We start from the raw sequence: 17723 nt of genomic DNA on the forward strand, positions 1-17723 counted from the left end.
GAAAGATCCGGTGGCCGGTGCCGCCGGGTCTTTTGTCCTTTTACATCGAGAACGCCCTTATGCTTGCCTTTCTTATCCGGCGTCTGCTGCAGTCAGTTGTCGTCTTGCTTGTGGTGGGGGCTGTGTCCTTTGGCATGTTCCGCTTTATCGGCGACCCGGTGAACAACATGCTGGGGCAGGAACGCACGCAAGCCGATATCGCGGAATTGCGTGACAGGCTTGGTCTGGACCGGCCGGTGGTCGTCCAATACGCGGTGTTTCTGCGCAACGCCGTGCAGGGCGATTTTGGAACCAGCTACCGGCAAGGGCGGCCTGTGTCCGACATCATTGCGGAACGGGCACCTGCCACGCTGGAACTGGCGGCCGTGTCTGGCGTTATGGCTCTGGTGTTCGGGATCGGTCTGGGGGTCATCACGGCGATCAAACGACAAAGCTGGTGGTCCAGTGCCATCATGACGCTGTCGCTGGTGGGCGTATCCTTGCCGACTTTCCTGATCGGCATCCTGCTGATCTATGTGTTTTCCGTTCAGCTGGAATGGCTGCCCAGCTTTGGCCGGGGTGAAACGGTCAGCCTTGGCGGCTGGACCACGGGGTTTCTGACGCAATCGGGCATCACCGCGCTGATCCTGCCAGCCATCACACTTGGCCTGTATCAGATGACGCTGATCATGCGTATCGTGCGGTCTGAAATGCTTGAGGTGCTGCGGCAGGATTACATCCGCTTTGCGCGCGCCCGCGGCTTGCGGGACCGCTCGATCAATTTCCGCCATGCGCTGAAAAACACTCTGGTGCCGGTGATCACCGTGACGGGTCTGCAAATGGGCAGCATCATCGCGTTCTCGATCATCACCGAAACGGTGTTCCAATGGCCGGGTCTGGGCCTGTTGTTCATCAATGCGGTGCAGTTCGTCGATATCCCGGTGATGGCGGCCTATCTCATGCTGATTTCGGTCCTGTTCGTCAGCATCAATCTGGTGGTGGACCTTTTGTATTTCGCCATTGATCCCCGTTTGAGTGTGGAGGGAGCGAAAACATGATCCGCCGATTCGAAGCCTTCTGGCAGTCTGACTTTGGCTGGAAATTCCGCCATTCGCCGATGGCGATCCTGTCGGCGCTGATCACGGTTCTGCTGGTGGGGGCCGCTGTGCTGGCCCCGCTGATCGCGCCCTATAACCCGTTTGACTCGTCCAGTCTGAATCTGATGAACGGGTTTTCCGCCCCAATGGTCCCCAATGCCTTCACTGGCGATGTCTTTCTGCTGGGCACCGATGATCAGGGCCGCGATGTGTTTTCCACCATCCTGTACGGGTTGCGGGTCTCGCTGTTCGTGGGCGTTCTGGCCGTGCTGTTCGGGCTGGTGCTTGGGGTGACACTGGGGTTGATCGCAGGTTATGCCGGGGGCCGGGTTGATGGCTTCATCATGCGGGTGGCCGATATTCAGCTGACCTTCCCCGCCATTCTGGTGGCCATGCTGATCTTTGGCATCGCCAAGGGGATCATCGCGCCACAGTATCGTGATCAGATGGCGATCTGGGTGCTGATCATCGCCATCGGCCTGTCGGACTGGGTGCCGTTCGCCCGCGTCGTGCGCGGGGCCACGATGGTGGAGAAGAACCGCGATTATGTGCAGGCCGCTCGACTGATCGGGCGTAAACCAATGGCAATCATGGTTCTGCACATCCTGCCCAATGTCCTGAACCCCATTCTGGTGATTGCAACCATCTCGCTGGCGCTGGCCATCATTGCCGAAGCGACGCTCAGCTTTCTGGGCGTCGGTGCCCCGCCGACACAGCCTTCGCTTGGCACCTTGATCCGCATTGGGCAAACCTTCCTGTTTTCAGGCGAGTGGTGGATTTTGCTGTTTCCCGCCGCCACGCTGTTGGCGCTGGCGCTGGCCGTCAATTCTCTGGGCGACTGGTTGCGTGATGCCCTGAACCCGAGGCTGAAATGACACCTCCTGTTTTGTCTGTTCGCAACCTCGTGGTTGCCATCCCGTCACGGGCCGGTGTCAGCCGCCCGGTGAACAACATCAGCTATGACATCGCACAGGGCGAGATCCTTGGTGTCGTCGGTGAAAGCGGGGCCGGAAAGTCGATGGCGGGCAATGCCGTGATCGGCCTGCTGGACCGTCCCGCGCATATCGCTTCGGGGGAGGTTTGGCTGAACGGCAGGCGGATCGACAATCTGGGGCCCGAGGAGCTGCGCCGTATCCGGGGCCGCCAGATCGGGATGGTGTTTCAGGATCCGCTGACCTCGCTCAACCCGCTGCTGCGCATCGGCGATCAGCTGACCGAGACCATCCGCGAACATCTCCCGATGACAGCGGCCCAGGCGCGTGACCGGGCCGTGGCGGCGTTGGAAGAGGTGGGCATCCCTGCCGCAGCCGAACGGTTGAACAGCTATCCCCACGAATTTTCTGGCGGCATGCGCCAGCGTGTGGTGATCGCGCTGGCGCTCTGTGCAGAACCCTCGCTGGTGATCGCGGATGAACCCACCACCGCGCTGGATGTCTCGGTGCAGGCGCAGATCATCGCGCTCTTGAAGCGTCTGTGCCGCGACCGTGGCACAGCAGTGATGCTGGTCACGCATGACATGGGGGTGATCGCCGAGGCGGCAGACCGTGTGGCGGTGATGTACGCCGGACGATTGGCCGAGCTTGGGCCGGTGCGGTCGGTGATCAACACGCCGCGCCATCCTTATGCAGACGGGCTGATGGGTGCGATGCCGTCGCTTGCCGTGGGCCAGCGCCGGCTGCGTCAGATCCCCGGTGCCATGCCGCGTCCGATGAACATTCCCTCCGGCTGCGCCTTCAGCCCGCGTTGTCCGCGCGCAGCGGACAAGTGCCGGATCGACCCGCCCCCTACCCTTGGCGATGATCCGAAAGGCCGCGCCGCCTGCTGGTTCCCGATGGAGCATCCTGCATGACCGCTTTTGTCGAAGTCACCCGCCTAGGCCGCAGCTTTGATGTGTCAAAGCCCTGGCTCAACCGCGTGATCGAACGCCTGCCGCGCCGTAGGCTGGTTGCGGTGTCGGACGTGTCGTTCCAGATCGAGGAAGGGGCCGTCTATGCGCTGGTCGGCGAAAGCGGTTCGGGCAAATCCACGATCGGACGGATGCTGGCCGGGCTGATGACGCCCAGCGAAGGCGCGGTCCGGGTGGCCGGGTCTGATCTGCATGCCGATTCCGGCGCACGCAAGACGGCGCGCATCCAGATGATCTTTCAGGATCCCTATGCCAGCCTCAATCCGCGCTGGCGCGTGCGGCGCATCATCTGTGAACCGATGGTGGTGACCGGTGGAGAGACCGAAGGGTTGGCCGAACGCCTGCTGGAACAGGTGGGCCTGTCGGCGGAAGACGCCGACAAGTTCCCGCATGAATTTTCCGGTGGCCAGCGCCAGCGCATCTGCATCGCCCGCGCGCTGGCGGCCAATCCGCGCCTGATCATCTGCGACGAGCCGACCTCGGCCCTTGATGTCTCGGTTCAGGCGCAGGTCCTGAACCTGATGAGCGATCTGCGCGATGAGCTTGGCCTGACCTATATGTTCATCAGCCATGATCTGACAGTTGTGCGCCACATGGCCGACCGTATCGGTGTGCTCTATCTGGGCCGTCTGATGGAAGAGGCGACCCCGGCGCAACTTTTTACGCGGCCGCGCCACCCCTATACCCAGATGTTGCTGGCTGCCGCCCCGCTGATTGACGGCCGGACCCGCGACATTGACCTGCCGCGCGGTGAGGTGCCGGATCCGATTTCCCCACCGCCAGGCTGCGCCTTCAACCCGCGCTGCCCCTTTGCGGTAGAGCTGTGCCGCAAGCAGCGCCCAGAGCTGCGGGACGTAGATGGCGTGCGCGTCGCCTGCCACCTTGCGGAACAGATCGGCACCCCTCCGGCCCCCTGAGCCACGACCAGCCGGCGGGTTACCAGCGGTCTGGTGTATGCCCCACTCTCATGTTCCTTCTTTCATTTTCGCACAACTGTGCGCATAAAGAACGAATTGAAGGGTGCTTGGATGAAGATCGGTCTGGTTGTCAATCCTGTGGCAGGCTTGGGCGGTGCGGTGGGCCTGAAGGGGACCGATGGCCCTGAGACGGTGGCCGAGGCGCTGCGGCGTGGCGCCGTCGCACAGGCAGGCCCGCGCACGCGCCGGGCCTTTGCGCGTCTGGCCGACCGCGTTCCCGGAGCCGCGATCACCGTTGCCCCGGGCGCACAGGGGGCCGATTGGCTTGCGGGGCTTGATCTGTCCGTCACGATTGTGCCGCTGCCTGCCCCCACAGGATCGGCTCAGGATACGCGGGGCGCGGTGCTGGCGCTGCGTCAATGTGATCTGATTGTATTTGCCGGGGGTGACGGCACCGCCCGCGATGTCGCCGCCACACGTGCCGATCGCGCAGGCCTGCTGGGCATTCCCTGCGGGGTCAAGATGCACTCGGGCGTGTTTGCCGTTTCGCCCGAAGCGGCAGGCGCAGCCTTGGCCGATCTGGTCGCCAACCCCGACAGTCTGCGCTGGGATGACACGTGCGAAATCATGGATATCGACGAAGACATCCTGCGGGCAGGACGGCTGGTGCCGCGCCTGTATGGGCTGGCGCGGGTGCCACGGCTGCGCGCGCGGATACAGGCCGCCAAGGGCGGGCCGCGACAGGATGCGCAGGCGGCACTCGCAGGGGCCGCGGCAGAGATTGCCCGCCAGATGCAGCCTGGAACACTCTACCTCATCGGTCCCGGAACCAGTGCCGGGGCGGTGATGCAGGCGGCGGGGCACCGGCCCACACTTCTGGGCACCGATGCCTTGCTGAACGGCAGGGTTCTGGCCCGCGACGCCGGGTCAAAGGATCTGGAGTCCCTTGCACAGGACCGTCCGGTGAAAATCATTCTTGGGGTCACCGGGCGGCAGGGTTTCCTGCTGGGCCGCGGCAACCAGACCATATCCGACCGCCTGATCGCGCAGGCGGGCCGTGACGGGTTGATCGTCCTGGCCACCGCTGAAAAGCTGGATGCCTTGGCGCAGCCGGTGCTCTGGGTCGATACCGGTGATCCGGCGCTGGATGCTGCGCTGTCCGGTTTCGTTCAGGTTCATACCGGGCAGCGTCAGCGCCGGATGATGCGAATTGGCGCAGCCGCATAAAAGGACTTGTGCGCAGCGCGAACTTTTGTGCAAGAATTGCGGCGAAGTAGATTCGCAAAGGAGCGTGTGATGACGGGACCAGCCCGAGCCCATCCATGGATGGCCAATTCCGCACCGGGGATGATCGACGCCATGCTGGCCGAGATCGGAGCAGCCTCTCTGGCCGAGGTGTTCGAGCAGATCCCGCAGGACCATTTCCGCAAGACGCCGCTATCCCTGCCGCCGCAGCTGTCGTCAGAGATGGAGCTGAAGCGCGACCTGCTGGGCAAGCTGCGCAAGAACGCCACCTGTGAAGACAACCTCAGCTTTCTGGGGGCAGGGGTCTGGCAGCACCATGTTCCGGCGATTGTCGATGAGATCGTCGGACGCACCGAGTTTGCGACCAACGTCTGGGGCAGCTACCAATCCGACCATGGCCGCAATCAGGCGTGGTTCGAGTTTTCGTCCCAGCTTGGCGCGCTCTTGAACCTAGATGTTGTGCAGCTGCCGGTCTATTCTTGGGGCTGCGCTATCGGCCATGCCATCCGCATGGCCGCGCGCAAGACCGGGCGCAAGAAGGTGCTGCTGGCGCGGCTGTCCGATCCGGAACGGCTGTCGGTGATCCGCACCTATTGCCAGCCGCAAGAGATGGAAAGCGCCATCGAAATCGTATTGGTCGAACCTGATGCCAACTCTGGGCGTCTGGATCTGGCCGATCTGAAGGCGAAACTCGGCCCCGGTGTGGCTGCTGTCTATTTCGAAAATCCGGCCTATCTGGGCACCATCGAGACGGAGGCCGCAGAGATCGCCCGCATGACCCGTGCGGCCGGGGCTGAAACCATCGTTGGCGTCGACCCGGTCAGCCTTGGGGTGATGATGGCTCCGGGCGATTACGGGGCCGATATCGTCACCGGCCCGGTGCAGCCCCTTGGCGTGCACATGAACTGTGGCGGAGGCGTCGGCGGCTTCATCGCGTCGCGCGACGAGCCGGATTATGTGCATCAATACAACGGCTTTCTGGTCTCCATCGCCGAAACGGTACAGCCGGGGCAATTCGGCTTCGGTCTGGCCTGTCCGCATCAGAACTCCTACGGCCAGCGCGAGCATGGCAACGACTGGACCGGCAATTCCACATACCTGTGGGCCATCGCCGGGGCGGTTTACATGAGCCTGCTTGGCCCGGATGGATTTCGCGAGCTGGGCAACCTGATCATCTCTCGCGCTCGCTACGCTGCCCAGCAACTGTCGCAAGTGCCGGGGGTGCGGGTCCATTGGCAGGGCACCACATTCAAGGAATTTGTGGTGAACTTCGATGACACCGGCCTCAGCGTTTCTGAGATCAACGATCGCCTGCGGGCGCGCGGGATTTTTGGCGGCAAGGATCTGTCGGGTGAAGGCCTGGGCCTTGGCCAGTCTGCCCTGTGGTGCGTGACCGAAGTCCATAGCGCCGCCGACATCCGCCATGCCGCCAACACCCTCAAGGAGGTGCTGAAATGACCCGTTTGCCAACATTCCACGCCGCCAAATGGGACGAGCCCTTGGTGATGGAACTGGGCCGCCCCGGCGGGCGTGGCCAATTGTTCCCGGCCCCCGAGCCCGAGGTGACGGACGCCATCGGCGACAACCCGGTGCCAGCGGCGATGCAGCGCAAGGATCGCCCGGTTCTGCCTGAAATCACGGAATTCGAGGCGCAGCGGCATTACCTGCACCTTTCTCAGATGACCTTGGGGATGATGGGGGTCAGCTTGTTTGGCACCTGCACCATGAAGTACAATTCCAAAACCTCGGAATTTGCGACATGGCGGCCCCAGATCGCCGAGGTGCACCCTTATCAGCACCCCGATACCTTGCAGGGCGTGCTGGAAATCATCCATGACTTCGACGGCATCCTGCAATCCCTGTCCGGGATGGACCAGTTCGTGTTCCAGCCCGGCGGCGGGGCCGATGCCGCCTATACCATGACGGCGGTGGCGCGGGCCTATTGGGCCGACAAGGGCCAACTGGGCCAGCGCACCGAAATGGTCACCTCGATTCAGGCCCACCCCTGCAACCCCGCCACGGCGGCGGCGGCCGGCTTTACCGTGATCAACCTGCCGCTGGAAGAAAACGGCTATCCCTCGCTGGAGGCTCTGAAAGCCGCACTCAGCGAGCGCACGGCGCTCATCATGCTCAACAACCCTGACGACATGGGGATCTACAACCCGGAAATCCGCGAATGGGTGCAGGCGGCCAAAGATGTGGGCGCGCTGTGCTTCTATGATCATGCCAACTTCAACGGTGTCATGGGCAAGCTGTCGGCGCGGGAACTGGGCTTTGATGCCTGCATGTTCATGCTGCACAAGACCTTTGGCGCGCCGAAGGCGGGGGGTGGGCCAGCAGTTGGTGCCTTTGGGTGCTCGGCGGAACTGGCCCCTTACATGCCCGCGCCGGTGGTGGTGAAACAGGGTGACCGCTACGCGCTGGATGACGACCGCCCGAAATCCTGCGGCAAGATCCGCGAATTCTGGGGCAATGTGCCACAAGTGGTGAAAGCCTATGCCTGGGCCCGCGCCATGGGGGCCGAAGGCATCCAGATGGCCAGCGATATCTCGGTCGTGGCCAACAACTACATGGATCATCGCCTGGCCCAATTGCCTGGCATCGCCCGGTCCAACCCAGATGTGACCGCGCGTCGGATGGAAATGACCCGCTGGTCGCTCGCCCCTCTGCATGAGGAAACCGGGATCGGCACCGTGGAAATCGCCAATCGCATGGCCGATTACGGCATCGACCCGTGGTGGATGAGCCACGAGCCGTGGATCGTGCCACAACCCTTCACGCCCGAAGCAGGGGAGCTGTGGTCGAAAGAAGACATCGACCTGTGGATCGACGTGCTGGCCCAGATCATGCAAGAGGCGCGCGACAACCCCGAACTGGTGCGCACCGCCCCACACAACCAACCCATCGCGCAGGTCAAGGGCGATGCCTTTGAAGACCCGTCGCAATGGGCCATGACCTGGCGGGCGTATCAGCGCAAGCGCGATCAGGCCCAGGCAAAAGGCGCGGCCTGATCCGATGACCGCATCAGTCCGCCAGGACCGAAATGCCTTTCAGCGGCAAGGTTGGCGGCCGGCCCATGACAAGGTCGGCCGTGATCCGCGCGGTCATCGGCCCGGCGCTGAACCCGACCCATGGGAACAGCGCAAGGAAAAACCCCGGCAGCCCCGGGGCCTCGCCCAAGATTGGCCGCCAGTCCGGCGTGCCATTGACCCATGCGGTCCACGACCGCAGGGCGCGTACGCCCGCCACCGATGGCACCACCCCGGCGGCCATGCCCATGTTTCCGGTCAGACTGCGCGGATCGGTCACCAGCCCGTCACCGCGCCGGGCGGCGGGCCAGCCGCCGCCGATCACCAGCCCGCCATTGGCCACCTGTTTCAAAGACAGCTTGCCCGCCGCCGAATAGATCAGATGCGGGATGGTGGCCGCCATCGGCTCGGTCACCGTAACCTGCAACGGGAACCCGTCAATGCCCAGCGTCAGCCCCAGCATGCCAGCGATCTGCCCCGCCGCAGCGCCGGCGGCATTCACGACGCGGCCTGCCTGCACCCGGCCCTTGTCGGTCACAACCGTGTACCCGCCGCCTTCAGCCTCAATCGCGATCACGCGCGTATGACGGTGGATCACAGCGCCCGCCCGCTCCGCCGCCGCTGCGATGGCCGGGGTGGCCCGCAGCGGGTTGGCCTTGCCTTCGCGCGCGCAATACCCGGCCCCGATGGCATCCTCGGCCAGGTAGGGCGCGATGTCGCGCAGATCGGACCGGTTCAGCACAATCGTTTCAACCCCCGCCTCGGCCTCAATGTGCGCCTTGGCGGCAATGGCCTGCATCTGCGTCTCCGTCCGCGCCACCACCAGCCCACCGGCCAGCTTCACCTGCAAGTCCTCGCCCACGCGGTCAGACAGCCCCTGCCACAGTGTCAGCGAAGAGGTCAGCAGGCGAAGGCAGGGCGCGTAGGCGCGCGCCCAAGCCTCGCCATAGGCCACGAATTCCGGATACTGGATCTGCAGATGGATCGATCCCGCATTGGCCCCCGAGGCTTGCGCGCCCAATTCACCGGCCTCCAGCAGCAGCACATCCGCCCCGTCTTCGGCCAGATACATCGCCGTCATAAGGCCGGCGATGCCGCCGCCAATGACCACAACATCCGCTTTACTTTGCATCATACCCCATGTGCCGGCGTGCGCCGGTCGTCAGAAAGGACAAAGACATGAAAACCTTCTCCGGCAGTTACACTGTCACCGTGACCCCCTTCACCGAAGGCGGGGCAGAGATCGATTACGCCGCATGGCGCAAGTTCCTCGACTGGCAACTCGCTTGCGGCGTACCCGGCATCATCATCCTTGGCACCACCGGCGAATTTCTGACCCTGACCGATGACGAACGCGGTGCCTTCATCGAAGCCACGGTCAAGCATATCGCCGGACGCATTCCGGTGATGGTCGGCTCGATGAACGCCTATACGCCGAATGCCGTGCGCTATTCGAAACAGGCCGAAGATCTGGGGGCCGATGGTCTGATGATCATCCCACCCTATTACTATACCCCCACCGAGGACGAGATCTTCAATTACTACAAGGCAATCTGCGAAGGCTGCAATCTTCCGATCATGCTGTACAACAACCCCTTCACCTCGAACGTCGACATGTCGGCCAAACTGGTGGGGCGTCTGACCAAATCCTTCGAGCAGATCCGCTATATCAAGGAAGCCAGCCAGCGGATCGAGCGCATCCATGCGATCATTGTCGAATCCGATGGGCTGATGAATGTCTGGGCGGGTCAGCAGGTTCTGGAAAGCTACAAGATGGGGGCCAAGGGCTATGTGAACCCTTATGGCAACTACATTCCCCGCGCGAGCGTCAAGTTTGTGGAATATGCCGAGCAGGGCCGCTGGGATGATGTCTGGGCCATCCAGTCGCTGATCCAGAAGTTCGATGCGATCATCACCAAGGGCCATCCGCTGTACGGGCACCAGTGCTATTCCAAGGCGCTGGCGGCGGCGGCGGGCTATCCGGTGGGCGACGTGCGCGCGCCGATCACCACCTTTGCCAGCCTTGGCGATGAAGGCCGCGAAAGGGTGGCGGCGATGGTGCCGCTGATGGCGGAACTCGACCGGGTGGTGGACCGGATCGAGGCGCGCGCGAAAGCCGCGGAATAGGCTCATCGGATATAAGCCGCCCCGTTGACGTCAAGGGTCGCGCCGGTCAGATGCCGCGCGCGGCCCGAGGCGAGAAACACCGCCAGTTCGGCGATGTCTTGCGGTGGCACCCATTCGCCCATCGGCAGTTGTGCGGTGACAGCCGCCACCCCGCCCGTGCGTTCGGCGCTCTCCACGCTCATCTGCGTGGCGACCACGCCGGGGGCGATGACGTAGGCGAGGATGCCGTCCTTGGCATGGGTGCGCGCCACGGTTTTCGTGGCTGCCGCAATCGCCGCCTTGGTCGCGGCATAGGCGATGGCACCGGGATTGGTGGTGCCCCGCGTGGTGACCCATGAGCCGATGCCGATAATGCCGCCCGGTCGGCCAGCTGCCAGCCAGTCGCGCACCGCCAGCCGCATCAGCTGCGCAGGCGACAGCACGTTGACGCGCCAGGCCTCGTCCCAGGTCTCATCCCACAGGCCCGCATCATCCGCGATGCCCCCCGCCTGCCGCATGATCGCGGCATTGTTCACCACCACATCCGGCAGACCGTCCGCACAAACCTCGGCCCAGAAGGCCGGAAGGCTCGCCGGATCGCCAAAATCCGCCGACACAAGGCGTGCACGATCAGGGGCAGCGGCAACCGCCGCCTCTGCCCCCTCGCGGTCCCGCCCGTAATGCGCGATCACCTGCGCGCCTGCGCCCAGCATGGCCGAGGCGATGGCCGCCCCGATCCCTTTCGAGGCCCCGGTGACCAGAACGGTGCGACCTTCCAGCATGATTACTTCCTTGTGATAAAGGGTGTGTTGCGCAGCGCCGGGTTCGACCGCGCGTAAGACGCGGGCAGCACGATCTGCTCGCCAAGCGCCAGCGCCGCCCGCCAGGCCCAATGCGGATCCCACAGCATGCCTCGGGCGATCGAGATCATGTCGGCCTGGCCCGCCATCAGGATGGTCTCGGCCTGAACGGCTTCGGTGATCTGCCCGACCGCCATTGTGGGGATGTTGCTCTCTGACCGGATCTTGCCCGAAAAGCCGACCTGATAGCCCGGCCCCGTTACGATCTTCTGCCGGTTGTCCAACCCGCCTGATGACACGTCGATCATGTCACAGCCCGCCTCGCGCAGCGCGCTGGACAAGGCCACCGCCTCATCGGGAGTCCAGCCGCCCTCAACCCAATCGGTCGCAGACAGGCGCAGGATGACCGGATAATCCTCGGGCACCACAGCCCGCACCGCCCGGAACACCTCCAGCGTCAGGCGCAGGCGGTTTTCCAGCGATCCGCCATAGCGGTCGGTGCGCTGATTCGACAGCGGCGACATGAACTGGTGCAGCAGATAGCCATGCGCGGCGTGGATCTGGATCAGATCGAACCCGGCACGGACCGCGCGCTTGGCGCTGTCGGCAAAGGCGGTGATCAGATCGGCAATCGCCGCCTCGTCCATCGCACGCGGGGTGGGCCAGGTGTCCAGATAGGGCAGGGCGCCTGGCCCCACCGTTTCCCATGCAGCATCGCCCTGTGCCGGACCGCTGCCCTCCCATGGCGGCAGGGTACTGGCCTTGCGCCCGGCATGGGCCAGCTGGATGCCGATCTTGGCCGGGCTGTAACGACGCACGAAATCGACGACACCCGCAAAGGCCGCCTCCTGCGCGTCATTCCACAATCCGGGGCAGCCCGGTGTGATGCGCCCCTCGGGCACCACACCCGTGGCCTCGGCAATGATCAGGCCCACGCCGCCCAGTGCGAACTGCCCCAGATGCACCATATGCCAGTCCGACGGGACGCCATCTTGCGCCTGATACTGGCACATCGGCGCGACCACGATGCGGTTGGGCACCGTCAGGCCGCGGATGGTGATGGGGGAAAACAGGGTGCTTGCCATGTCCGTTCCTTTAATTTGTGATTGAACCCATGGTTCGTGCGATATATGAACTTATGTGCGTCATTATGATCTGCCTGTGAAGCCCCTGCAAACAAAAAGGACCAGCCCCATGACTGCTCTTTCTGTCGCCGCCAGCACGTTTCCGTTTCTGTATTCCCGCGATGGTCTGGATGCGCTGAAGCATTTGCGGGGGCTTGGCTTTGATGCCTTCGAGATGATGATCTTCCCTCCGCATTGCTGGCCGCGCGAGCTGAGCGTGGCACAGCGCCGCGAGACCAAGGCCTGGCTGAACGGCGAAGGTGCGCGCCTGACCTCTTTCTGCTATCCGCTGCTGGACAACAACCCGAATGGCGTTGACCGGCTGATGCGGGCCTATACGCTGGACCGCTACCGCGAGGCGATTGATCTGGCGGCGGAATGGAACTGCCCCTATGTCGTTGCCATTCCGGGCCCGGTCAGCTCGCTGATCAACCCGCCGCGCGACTGGATGCTGAACTGGTTTGTCGAAGGCGTGCAAGAACTGGTGCGCTATGCCAAGGGCACGGGGGTGGAAATCCTGCTGGAAAACGTGCCCTTCACTTTCCTGCCCACGGCGCAGGACATGGCCGATACCGCCCGGCTGATCGGGCCAGAGGTCGGCATCAACTATGACATCTGCAACGCCGCCTTCATCAAGGAAGACCCGGCAGAAGCGATCCGCATGCTGGGGCCGCTGGTCAAGAACGTGCATATCTCGGATTCGGGCTATGGCGAGTTCAAGCACGAGAAACTGGGCACCGGCATCGTTGATCCGGCTCCGGTGGCGGTTGCGCTGAAAGAGATCGGCTATACCGGTGCCACGGTGCTGGAGATCATCACCGACGCGCTGCTGCCGGGGGCTGATCCCGATGGTGACATCTTGGCCAGCAAGGATATTCTGGTCCAGAACGGCTGGCAGCCTCTGCGCTGAAACAGCTGGCCTGATCCCGCAACGCGGGATCAGGCCAGCCCCGCCTCGACCGGATAGACATGTCCCGTCAACCCGGCTGCGGCGTCACTTGCCAGAAAATGCGCCAGATTGGCCACGTCTTCCATGGTCGCCATCCGCCCCAACATGGTCTGCGCCGCCATCGCGCCAAGCGCCACCTCGGGCGGCGGTCCGCCTGCCGCATGTCGGGCAACCATACGGGATACGAGGGCCTCAGTGGCAATCGGTCCGGGCGCGAGCGCGTTCACCCGGACACCGCGCGTGCCAAGATCCATTGCTGCCGCCCGCATCACCCCGATGACCGCATGTTTCGACGCTGTGTAGAGCACCTGCTTTGGATGGGCGCGAAAGCCATTGATCGAGGCCATCACGATGCCTGACCCGTGACCGGATGCCGCAAGCGCAGCCGCAAAGCTGCCCAGCGTGATGGCAACGCCCCAGACATTGACCGTCATCACGCGGCTCCACTCTGCGGCATCCAGCTCGGTCACGCCACGCCAGGGTGGCACAAGGCCCGCATTGGCCACCACGACCGAAATCTTGCCCAGACGCTCGGCAAGCCCTTGCATCTGCGCCTCTGCCGCCGGATCGGTGAGGTCCTGTGCGACGCCTTCCCAACCGCGGGGCAAATCACCCAGCATCTCGGGCAGGTCGAGCGCCACGATCCGCGCCCCTGAGGCGGCCAGCCTCTCGGCGATCGCCCGGCCCAGACCGCCACCTGCCCCAGTCACAACAGCCACTCGGCCGGTCATGTCCTGCATCACGCTCATATTGCACGCCGCTTTCGTTCAGACTACAGTTCCATTTTAATTTCGCACTTTTGTGCGTCATGTGAACGAATGCAAGCGCAATCGCTTTAACTGGATGAGGCAGGCAGGTGACAGACACCCATCATGTGACAATTCTGGGCGCGGGATCGATCGGCCTGTCCTTCGCCGCCGTGTTTGCAGACGCCGGCTTTGAGGTGACCGTTTGTGACCCAGACCCAGTCCGCCGCGACCAGGCCCTTGGCGGTTTGGCTGTGCAGCGCGATGCCATTGCGTTGGCCGGCCTGCAGCGCGGTCTGCCGGGGCAGGTGACCTTTGCCGCCGATGGCAGTGCGGTCTTGCCCACATCCGCGCTGATCATCGAATGCGGGCCGGAGAACCTGTCCATCAAACAGGCCATCTTTGCCGACCTTTTGGCGCGATGTTCTGCCGACGCCATTCTTGTCACGGCCTCCTCTGCCATTCCGATGTCGCAGATCCTGCCCGCTTCAGCCGATCAGCGCCGCTGTCTTGTGGCCCATCCGGTCAACCCGCCGGCCGTGCTGCGGATGATCGAATTGTGCCCCGCGCCGGCAACCGAACCATCGGCAACCGACCGGGCTGCCGAGCTTTTCGCCGCCGCCGGTTTTGAACCGGTGCGCCTGGGCCATGAAATTGAAGGCTTTGTCCTCAACCGCCTGCAAGGCGCTGTGCTGCGTGAAGCCTACCGGCTTGTGGATGAGGGCGTCACCGATGTGGCAGGGATCGAGGCTGTGATGCGACTCGGCCTTGGCCCGCGGTGGGCGCTATCGGGCCCGTTCGAGACGGCCGAGCTGAACACCCCCGGCGGCATCCGGGCGCATGCGGCGCGGATGGGCCCCGCCTACGCCCGGATGGGGTCCGCGCGGGGTGAAACCGTGGACTGGCATGCCAGTCTGATCGACAGCGTCGACGCGCAGCGCCGGGCAGAGATCGCCGCCGACCAGCTGCCCGCCCGCGCAGCATGGCGCGCGCGCGCCGTCGCGCGGCTGGTCGCGGCGCGGGACCGCCTGATGGGGGAAAGACCATGACGGGACAGCCAGCTGGCCATTTCACCTTTGATGGCAAAAGCGTGCCGCTACGCCCTGGCCAATCTTTGGCAGCAGCCCTTACAGAGGCTGGTCTGCGCAGCTTTCGTCAGACTGCAAAGGGCGCCACGCGCGGCATCTTTTGCGGCATGGGCGTGTGTCAGGATTGTCTGGTTACCGTCAACGGTGCCCCGAACCGACGCGCCTGCATGACCCCCGCAGTTGCGGGACAGGATATCCGCACTCAGGTGCCCTTTCCTGATCTGGCAACTGCCCCCAACCCCCAGCCCGCCGCCCCGGCGCGGGTGATCGCGCCTGATCTGCTCATTGTCGGTGGTGGCGCGGGCGGCTTGTCGGCGGCCATCGCGGCGCGGCGGGCGGGGGCCAGCGTGACCATTCTGGACGAACGCAAAGTGGGCGGTGGCCAGTATTTCAAGCAATCTGCCGTCTCGGGCCCGCTGGATGCACAGCAATCCGCCGGGGCCGACCTGCTGGCGCAGGCCCTTGCCGCCGGGGCAGAGCTGATCGGCGAGGTGGAAATCTGGGGTGCCTTTGACGGCCTGCTGTTTCTGGCCGAACACAAGGGGGCGGCGCTGATCGCCCGCCCGCGCGCCGCCATCATTGCAACGGGTGCCTATGAGCGGCCCGAGATCCGCCCGGGTTGGACCCTGCCCGGCGTGATGACCACGGGCGCCGCCCAGACCCTGTGGCGCAGTTACCGCACCCTGCCGGGGAAGCGGGTCGCACTTGTCGGCTCGGGCCCGCTGAACCTGCAGGTCGGGCTGGAACTGGCCCAAGGCGGGGCCGAGGTGGTGATGATTGCCGAACGTGGCCCGGCTCCATGGCTGCGCCCCATCGCTGCGGCGGCGCTGGCCCTGTCCGGTCCGGCCCTCGCGTGGACCGGCCTGCGCTCGCTGGCCGATCTGCGCAAACGCGGCGTGCCGGTGCGCCATGGTGCGGCGCTGGACCGGATTGATGCGGCAGAGGGGGCCTTGCGTGTGACGCTCATGGGCGACCTGAGCCCTGTCATCGCCGATGCCGTGTTGATGAATGCGGGCTTTGACCCGCAGAACGAAATCCTGCGCCTGCTTGGGGCCGAGGCGATCTATGATCCTGCCTTTGGCCATCTGCGCATCACGCGCGACGACACCTGCGCCACCACCGTGCCAGGGCTTTATGCCGTGGGCGACTGCGCGGGATTGGGCGGGGCCCCTGCCGCGATGGCCGAAGGGCGCATCGCCGGACGCGCCGCAGCGGCGGCGTTGGGTTTTGGCGATGGCTATGACACGTTCGCCGATCAGCGCCAGCTTGGCCGCGCCCGCCGGTTTCAGCGGCACCTGTGGGCGTTGCACGATGTGGCCCCCCGCCTGCCCGATGTGCCGGACGATACCCTGATCTGCCGCTGCGAGGAAATCGATGCCGGACAGATCCGTGCCGGACTGGGCGAAAAGCCGGGTCATGCGGGCACGCTCAAGCGCGCCACCCGCGTTGGGATGGGCCGGTGCCAGGGGCGCTATTGCGGCCCGGTTGCCGCCCGGCTGGTGGCCGCCGCCACCGGCACCCCGGTTCAGGATCGAAGCTATTTTGCCCCGCGCGTGCCGATCAAGCCGGTGGCGATCTCTGCCATTCTGGCTGCAGAAGAGGCGCTGAAAGATGCACCCTGATGTGCTGGTGATCGGGGCCGGCATCACCGGCATGATGGCGGCGCTGCACCTGTCGGATGGGGGCGCGCGCGTCACCATGGTGGATGCGGGCGAAAACGCCGGCACCTGGGCCAATGCGGGCAGCCTGCATGTGCAGATGCAAAGCCGCTTCATGCGCCTCTACCCCGACCAGGTGCCGGCGGTGGAGGCATCCTTGCCGCTCTACAAGGCGGCGGCGGAGGAATGGGTGCGGCTTGATACGCTTTACGGCCCGTTTGAACTGGTCCGCAAGGGCGGGCTCATGCTGGCCGAAGGTGCCGAGCAACTGCGGTTTCTGGAGGCAAAGGCACAGCGCGAAACCGCGCGCGGTCTGTCGGTCGAATTGCTCGACCGCCCGGCGCTGGACCGGATCGCGCCTTGGCTGGGGCCGCAGATCGTGGGGGCAGAGCTGTGCCATGATGAAGGCAAGCTGAATCCGCTGATCGCGAATGCTCGCCTGCTGGCCGTGTTGGGCCAACGGGGCATTGCCACCCTCCGCGACCGTATACTGGCGATCTCACAGGACAAGGGCGGCATCACCGTTCAGGGCCAGAGCGCCAGCTACCGCGCAGATCAGGTCATCGTCGCCTCGGCCTGGGGCGCGGGCCATATGGTGCAGGGTCTGGGCGTGACCATCCCCACCCGGGCCGAACCGTTGCACATGAACATCACCGAAGCGGCAGCCGTCAGCATCAGCCATCTGATCCAGCATGCGGAACGGTCGATTACACTGAAGCAGCTTGGCCAAGGGCAGATCGTCATCGGCGGCGGCTGGCCCGCGCTGGATCGGGGTCGCAGCATGCCGCCCGGGGTTCTGGCCGCGTCGTTTCTTGGCAATGTGGCCCTGGCCGCACGGCTAGTGCCGCAAATCGGCGGGTTGCGGGTGATCCGCACCTGGGCGGGCATGAACACCACTGCCGACGGCGGCAGCACCATCGGGCGGCTGCCGCAGGCGCAGGGCGTAGTGATGGCCTTGCCCGGCGATGCGGGCTACACCCTTGGCCCCCTTGTCGGGCGGATGGCGGCACAGGTGGCGCTTGGCGCCCAGCCTGACGCCGACATGGCCCGATTTGCGCCGGCGCGTTTTGCGGCCTGAA

At 64.7% G+C, this 17723-nt stretch carries 16 protein-coding genes; 12 read left to right on the forward strand and 4 right to left on the reverse strand.

Annotated features, from left to right (window positions below):
• Window positions 1-59 precede the first annotated feature (59 nt).
• The 7 genes from CXR43_RS15530 (at window position 60) to gcvPB (ending at window position 8155) form a co-directional block, all read left to right on the forward strand.
• On the forward strand, window positions 60-1037 hold the full coding sequence (locus CXR43_RS15530) for an ABC transporter permease (RefSeq protein WP_103335544.1): 978 nt from the start codon (window positions 60-62) through the stop codon (window positions 1035-1037).
• Complete coding sequence (locus CXR43_RS15535; RefSeq protein WP_103335547.1) at window positions 1034-1951, forward strand: ABC transporter permease; 918 nt, start codon at window positions 1034-1036, stop codon at window positions 1949-1951. The genes CXR43_RS15530 and CXR43_RS15535 overlap by 4 nt, the downstream gene beginning before the upstream one ends.
• Entirely contained in the window at window positions 1948-2925 is a 978-nt protein-coding gene (locus CXR43_RS15540; protein ID WP_103335550.1) for an ABC transporter ATP-binding protein, read from the forward strand. Before CXR43_RS15535 ends, CXR43_RS15540 begins: the two co-directional genes overlap by 4 nt.
• On the forward strand, window positions 2922-3899 hold the full coding sequence (locus CXR43_RS15545; protein ID WP_103335553.1) for an ABC transporter ATP-binding protein: 978 nt from the start codon (window positions 2922-2924) through the stop codon (window positions 3897-3899). Before CXR43_RS15540 ends, CXR43_RS15545 begins: the two co-directional genes overlap by 4 nt.
• A 111-nt stretch (window positions 3900-4010) precedes the next feature.
• Window positions 4011-5126, forward strand: coding sequence for an ATP-NAD kinase family protein (locus tag CXR43_RS15550; RefSeq protein ID WP_103335891.1), 1116 nt, complete (start codon window positions 4011-4013; stop codon window positions 5124-5126).
• A gap of 69 nt (window positions 5127-5195) precedes the next feature.
• Entirely contained in the window at window positions 5196-6602 is a 1407-nt protein-coding gene (gcvPA, locus tag CXR43_RS15555) for an aminomethyl-transferring glycine dehydrogenase subunit GcvPA (protein ID WP_103335555.1), read from the forward strand.
• Complete coding sequence (gcvPB, locus tag CXR43_RS15560) at window positions 6599-8155, forward strand: aminomethyl-transferring glycine dehydrogenase subunit GcvPB (protein WP_103335558.1); 1557 nt, start codon at window positions 6599-6601, stop codon at window positions 8153-8155. The genes gcvPA and gcvPB overlap by 4 nt, the downstream gene beginning before the upstream one ends.
• Before the next feature lie 13 nt (window positions 8156-8168).
• Here the strand turns inward: gcvPB and CXR43_RS15565 are convergent, their stop codons facing one another.
• Entirely contained in the window at window positions 8169-9305 is a 1137-nt protein-coding gene (locus tag CXR43_RS15565) for an NAD(P)/FAD-dependent oxidoreductase (protein WP_168219849.1), read from the reverse strand.
• 47 nt (window positions 9306-9352) lie between these two features.
• Here CXR43_RS15565 and CXR43_RS15570 point away from each other — a divergent pair, with 47 nt between their 5' ends.
• Window positions 9353-10300, forward strand: coding sequence for a dihydrodipicolinate synthase family protein (locus tag CXR43_RS15570; protein ID WP_168219850.1), 948 nt, complete (start codon window positions 9353-9355; stop codon window positions 10298-10300).
• A gap of 2 nt (window positions 10301-10302) precedes the next feature.
• Here CXR43_RS15570 and CXR43_RS15575 read toward each other — a convergent pair whose 3' ends face one another.
• Window positions 10303-11061, reverse strand: coding sequence for an SDR family NAD(P)-dependent oxidoreductase (locus CXR43_RS15575; RefSeq protein ID WP_103335567.1), 759 nt, complete (start codon window positions 11059-11061; stop codon window positions 10303-10305).
• A gap of 2 nt (window positions 11062-11063) precedes the next feature.
• Window positions 11064-12164, reverse strand: a complete 1101-nt coding sequence (locus tag CXR43_RS15580) for an NADH:flavin oxidoreductase/NADH oxidase (RefSeq protein WP_103335569.1) — start codon at window positions 12162-12164, stop codon at window positions 11064-11066.
• Window positions 12165-12273: 109 nt separating this feature from the next.
• On the opposite strand from CXR43_RS15580, the gene CXR43_RS15585 reads away from it, so the two are divergent.
• On the forward strand, window positions 12274-13113 hold the full coding sequence (locus CXR43_RS15585; protein ID WP_103335571.1) for a sugar phosphate isomerase/epimerase family protein: 840 nt from the start codon (window positions 12274-12276) through the stop codon (window positions 13111-13113).
• A 29-nt stretch (window positions 13114-13142) separates the two neighbouring features.
• Here CXR43_RS15585 and CXR43_RS15590 read toward each other — a convergent pair whose 3' ends face one another.
• Window positions 13143-13871, reverse strand: a complete 729-nt coding sequence (locus CXR43_RS15590) for an SDR family NAD(P)-dependent oxidoreductase (RefSeq protein WP_168219851.1) — start codon at window positions 13869-13871, stop codon at window positions 13143-13145.
• 137 nt (window positions 13872-14008) lie between these two features.
• Here CXR43_RS15590 and CXR43_RS15595 point away from each other — a divergent pair, with 137 nt between their 5' ends.
• The 3 genes from CXR43_RS15595 to CXR43_RS15605 are packed head-to-tail and all read left to right on the forward strand — an operon-like array spanning window position 14009 to window position 17722.
• Complete coding sequence (locus CXR43_RS15595) at window positions 14009-14947, forward strand: 3-hydroxyacyl-CoA dehydrogenase NAD-binding domain-containing protein (RefSeq protein WP_103335574.1); 939 nt, start codon at window positions 14009-14011, stop codon at window positions 14945-14947.
• Window positions 14944-16608 carry an FAD-dependent oxidoreductase gene (locus tag CXR43_RS15600; RefSeq protein ID WP_168219852.1) on the forward strand — a complete coding sequence of 555 codons (1665 nt, stop codon included), beginning with the start codon at window positions 14944-14946 and terminating at the stop codon, window positions 16606-16608. Before CXR43_RS15595 ends, CXR43_RS15600 begins: the two co-directional genes overlap by 4 nt.
• Complete coding sequence (locus tag CXR43_RS15605; RefSeq protein WP_103335579.1) at window positions 16598-17722, forward strand: NAD(P)/FAD-dependent oxidoreductase; 1125 nt, start codon at window positions 16598-16600, stop codon at window positions 17720-17722. The genes CXR43_RS15600 and CXR43_RS15605 overlap by 11 nt, the downstream gene beginning before the upstream one ends.
• Window position 17723 lies beyond the last annotated feature (1 nt).

Source organism: Pseudotabrizicola formosa (assembly GCF_002900965.1).
GTDB lineage: Bacteria > Pseudomonadota > Alphaproteobacteria > Rhodobacterales > Rhodobacteraceae > Pseudotabrizicola > Pseudotabrizicola formosa.

Bases quoted from the DNA above. Each gene is read 5' to 3' on its own strand.
- CXR43_RS15530 (WP_103335544.1), top strand. From the start codon at position 60: ATGCTTGCCTTTCTTATCCGGCGTCTGCTGCAGTCAGTTGTCGTCTTG.
- CXR43_RS15535 (WP_103335547.1), top strand. From the start codon at position 1,034: ATGATCCGCCGATTCGAAGCCTTCTGGCAGTCTGACTTTGGCTGGAAA.
- CXR43_RS15540 (WP_103335550.1), top strand. From the start codon at position 1,948: ATGACACCTCCTGTTTTGTCTGTTCGCAACCTCGTGGTTGCCATCCCG.
- CXR43_RS15545 (WP_103335553.1), top strand. From the start codon at position 2,922: ATGACCGCTTTTGTCGAAGTCACCCGCCTAGGCCGCAGCTTTGATGTG.
- CXR43_RS15550 (WP_103335891.1), top strand. From the start codon at position 4,011: ATGAAGATCGGTCTGGTTGTCAATCCTGTGGCAGGCTTGGGCGGTGCG.
- gcvPA (WP_103335555.1), top strand. From the start codon at position 5,196: ATGACGGGACCAGCCCGAGCCCATCCATGGATGGCCAATTCCGCACCG.
- gcvPB (WP_103335558.1), top strand. From the start codon at position 6,599: ATGACCCGTTTGCCAACATTCCACGCCGCCAAATGGGACGAGCCCTTG.
- CXR43_RS15565 (WP_168219849.1), bottom strand. From the start codon at position 9,305: ATGCAAAGTAAAGCGGATGTTGTGGTCATTGGCGGCGGCATCGCCGGC.
- CXR43_RS15570 (WP_168219850.1), top strand. From the start codon at position 9,353: ATGAAAACCTTCTCCGGCAGTTACACTGTCACCGTGACCCCCTTCACC.
- CXR43_RS15575 (WP_103335567.1), bottom strand. From the start codon at position 11,061: ATGCTGGAAGGTCGCACCGTTCTGGTCACCGGGGCCTCGAAAGGGATC.
- CXR43_RS15580 (WP_103335569.1), bottom strand. From the start codon at position 12,164: ATGGCAAGCACCCTGTTTTCCCCCATCACCATCCGCGGCCTGACGGTG.
- CXR43_RS15585 (WP_103335571.1), top strand. From the start codon at position 12,274: ATGACTGCTCTTTCTGTCGCCGCCAGCACGTTTCCGTTTCTGTATTCC.
- CXR43_RS15600 (WP_168219852.1), top strand. From the start codon at position 14,944: ATGACGGGACAGCCAGCTGGCCATTTCACCTTTGATGGCAAAAGCGTG.
- CXR43_RS15605 (WP_103335579.1), top strand. From the start codon at position 16,598: ATGCACCCTGATGTGCTGGTGATCGGGGCCGGCATCACCGGCATGATG.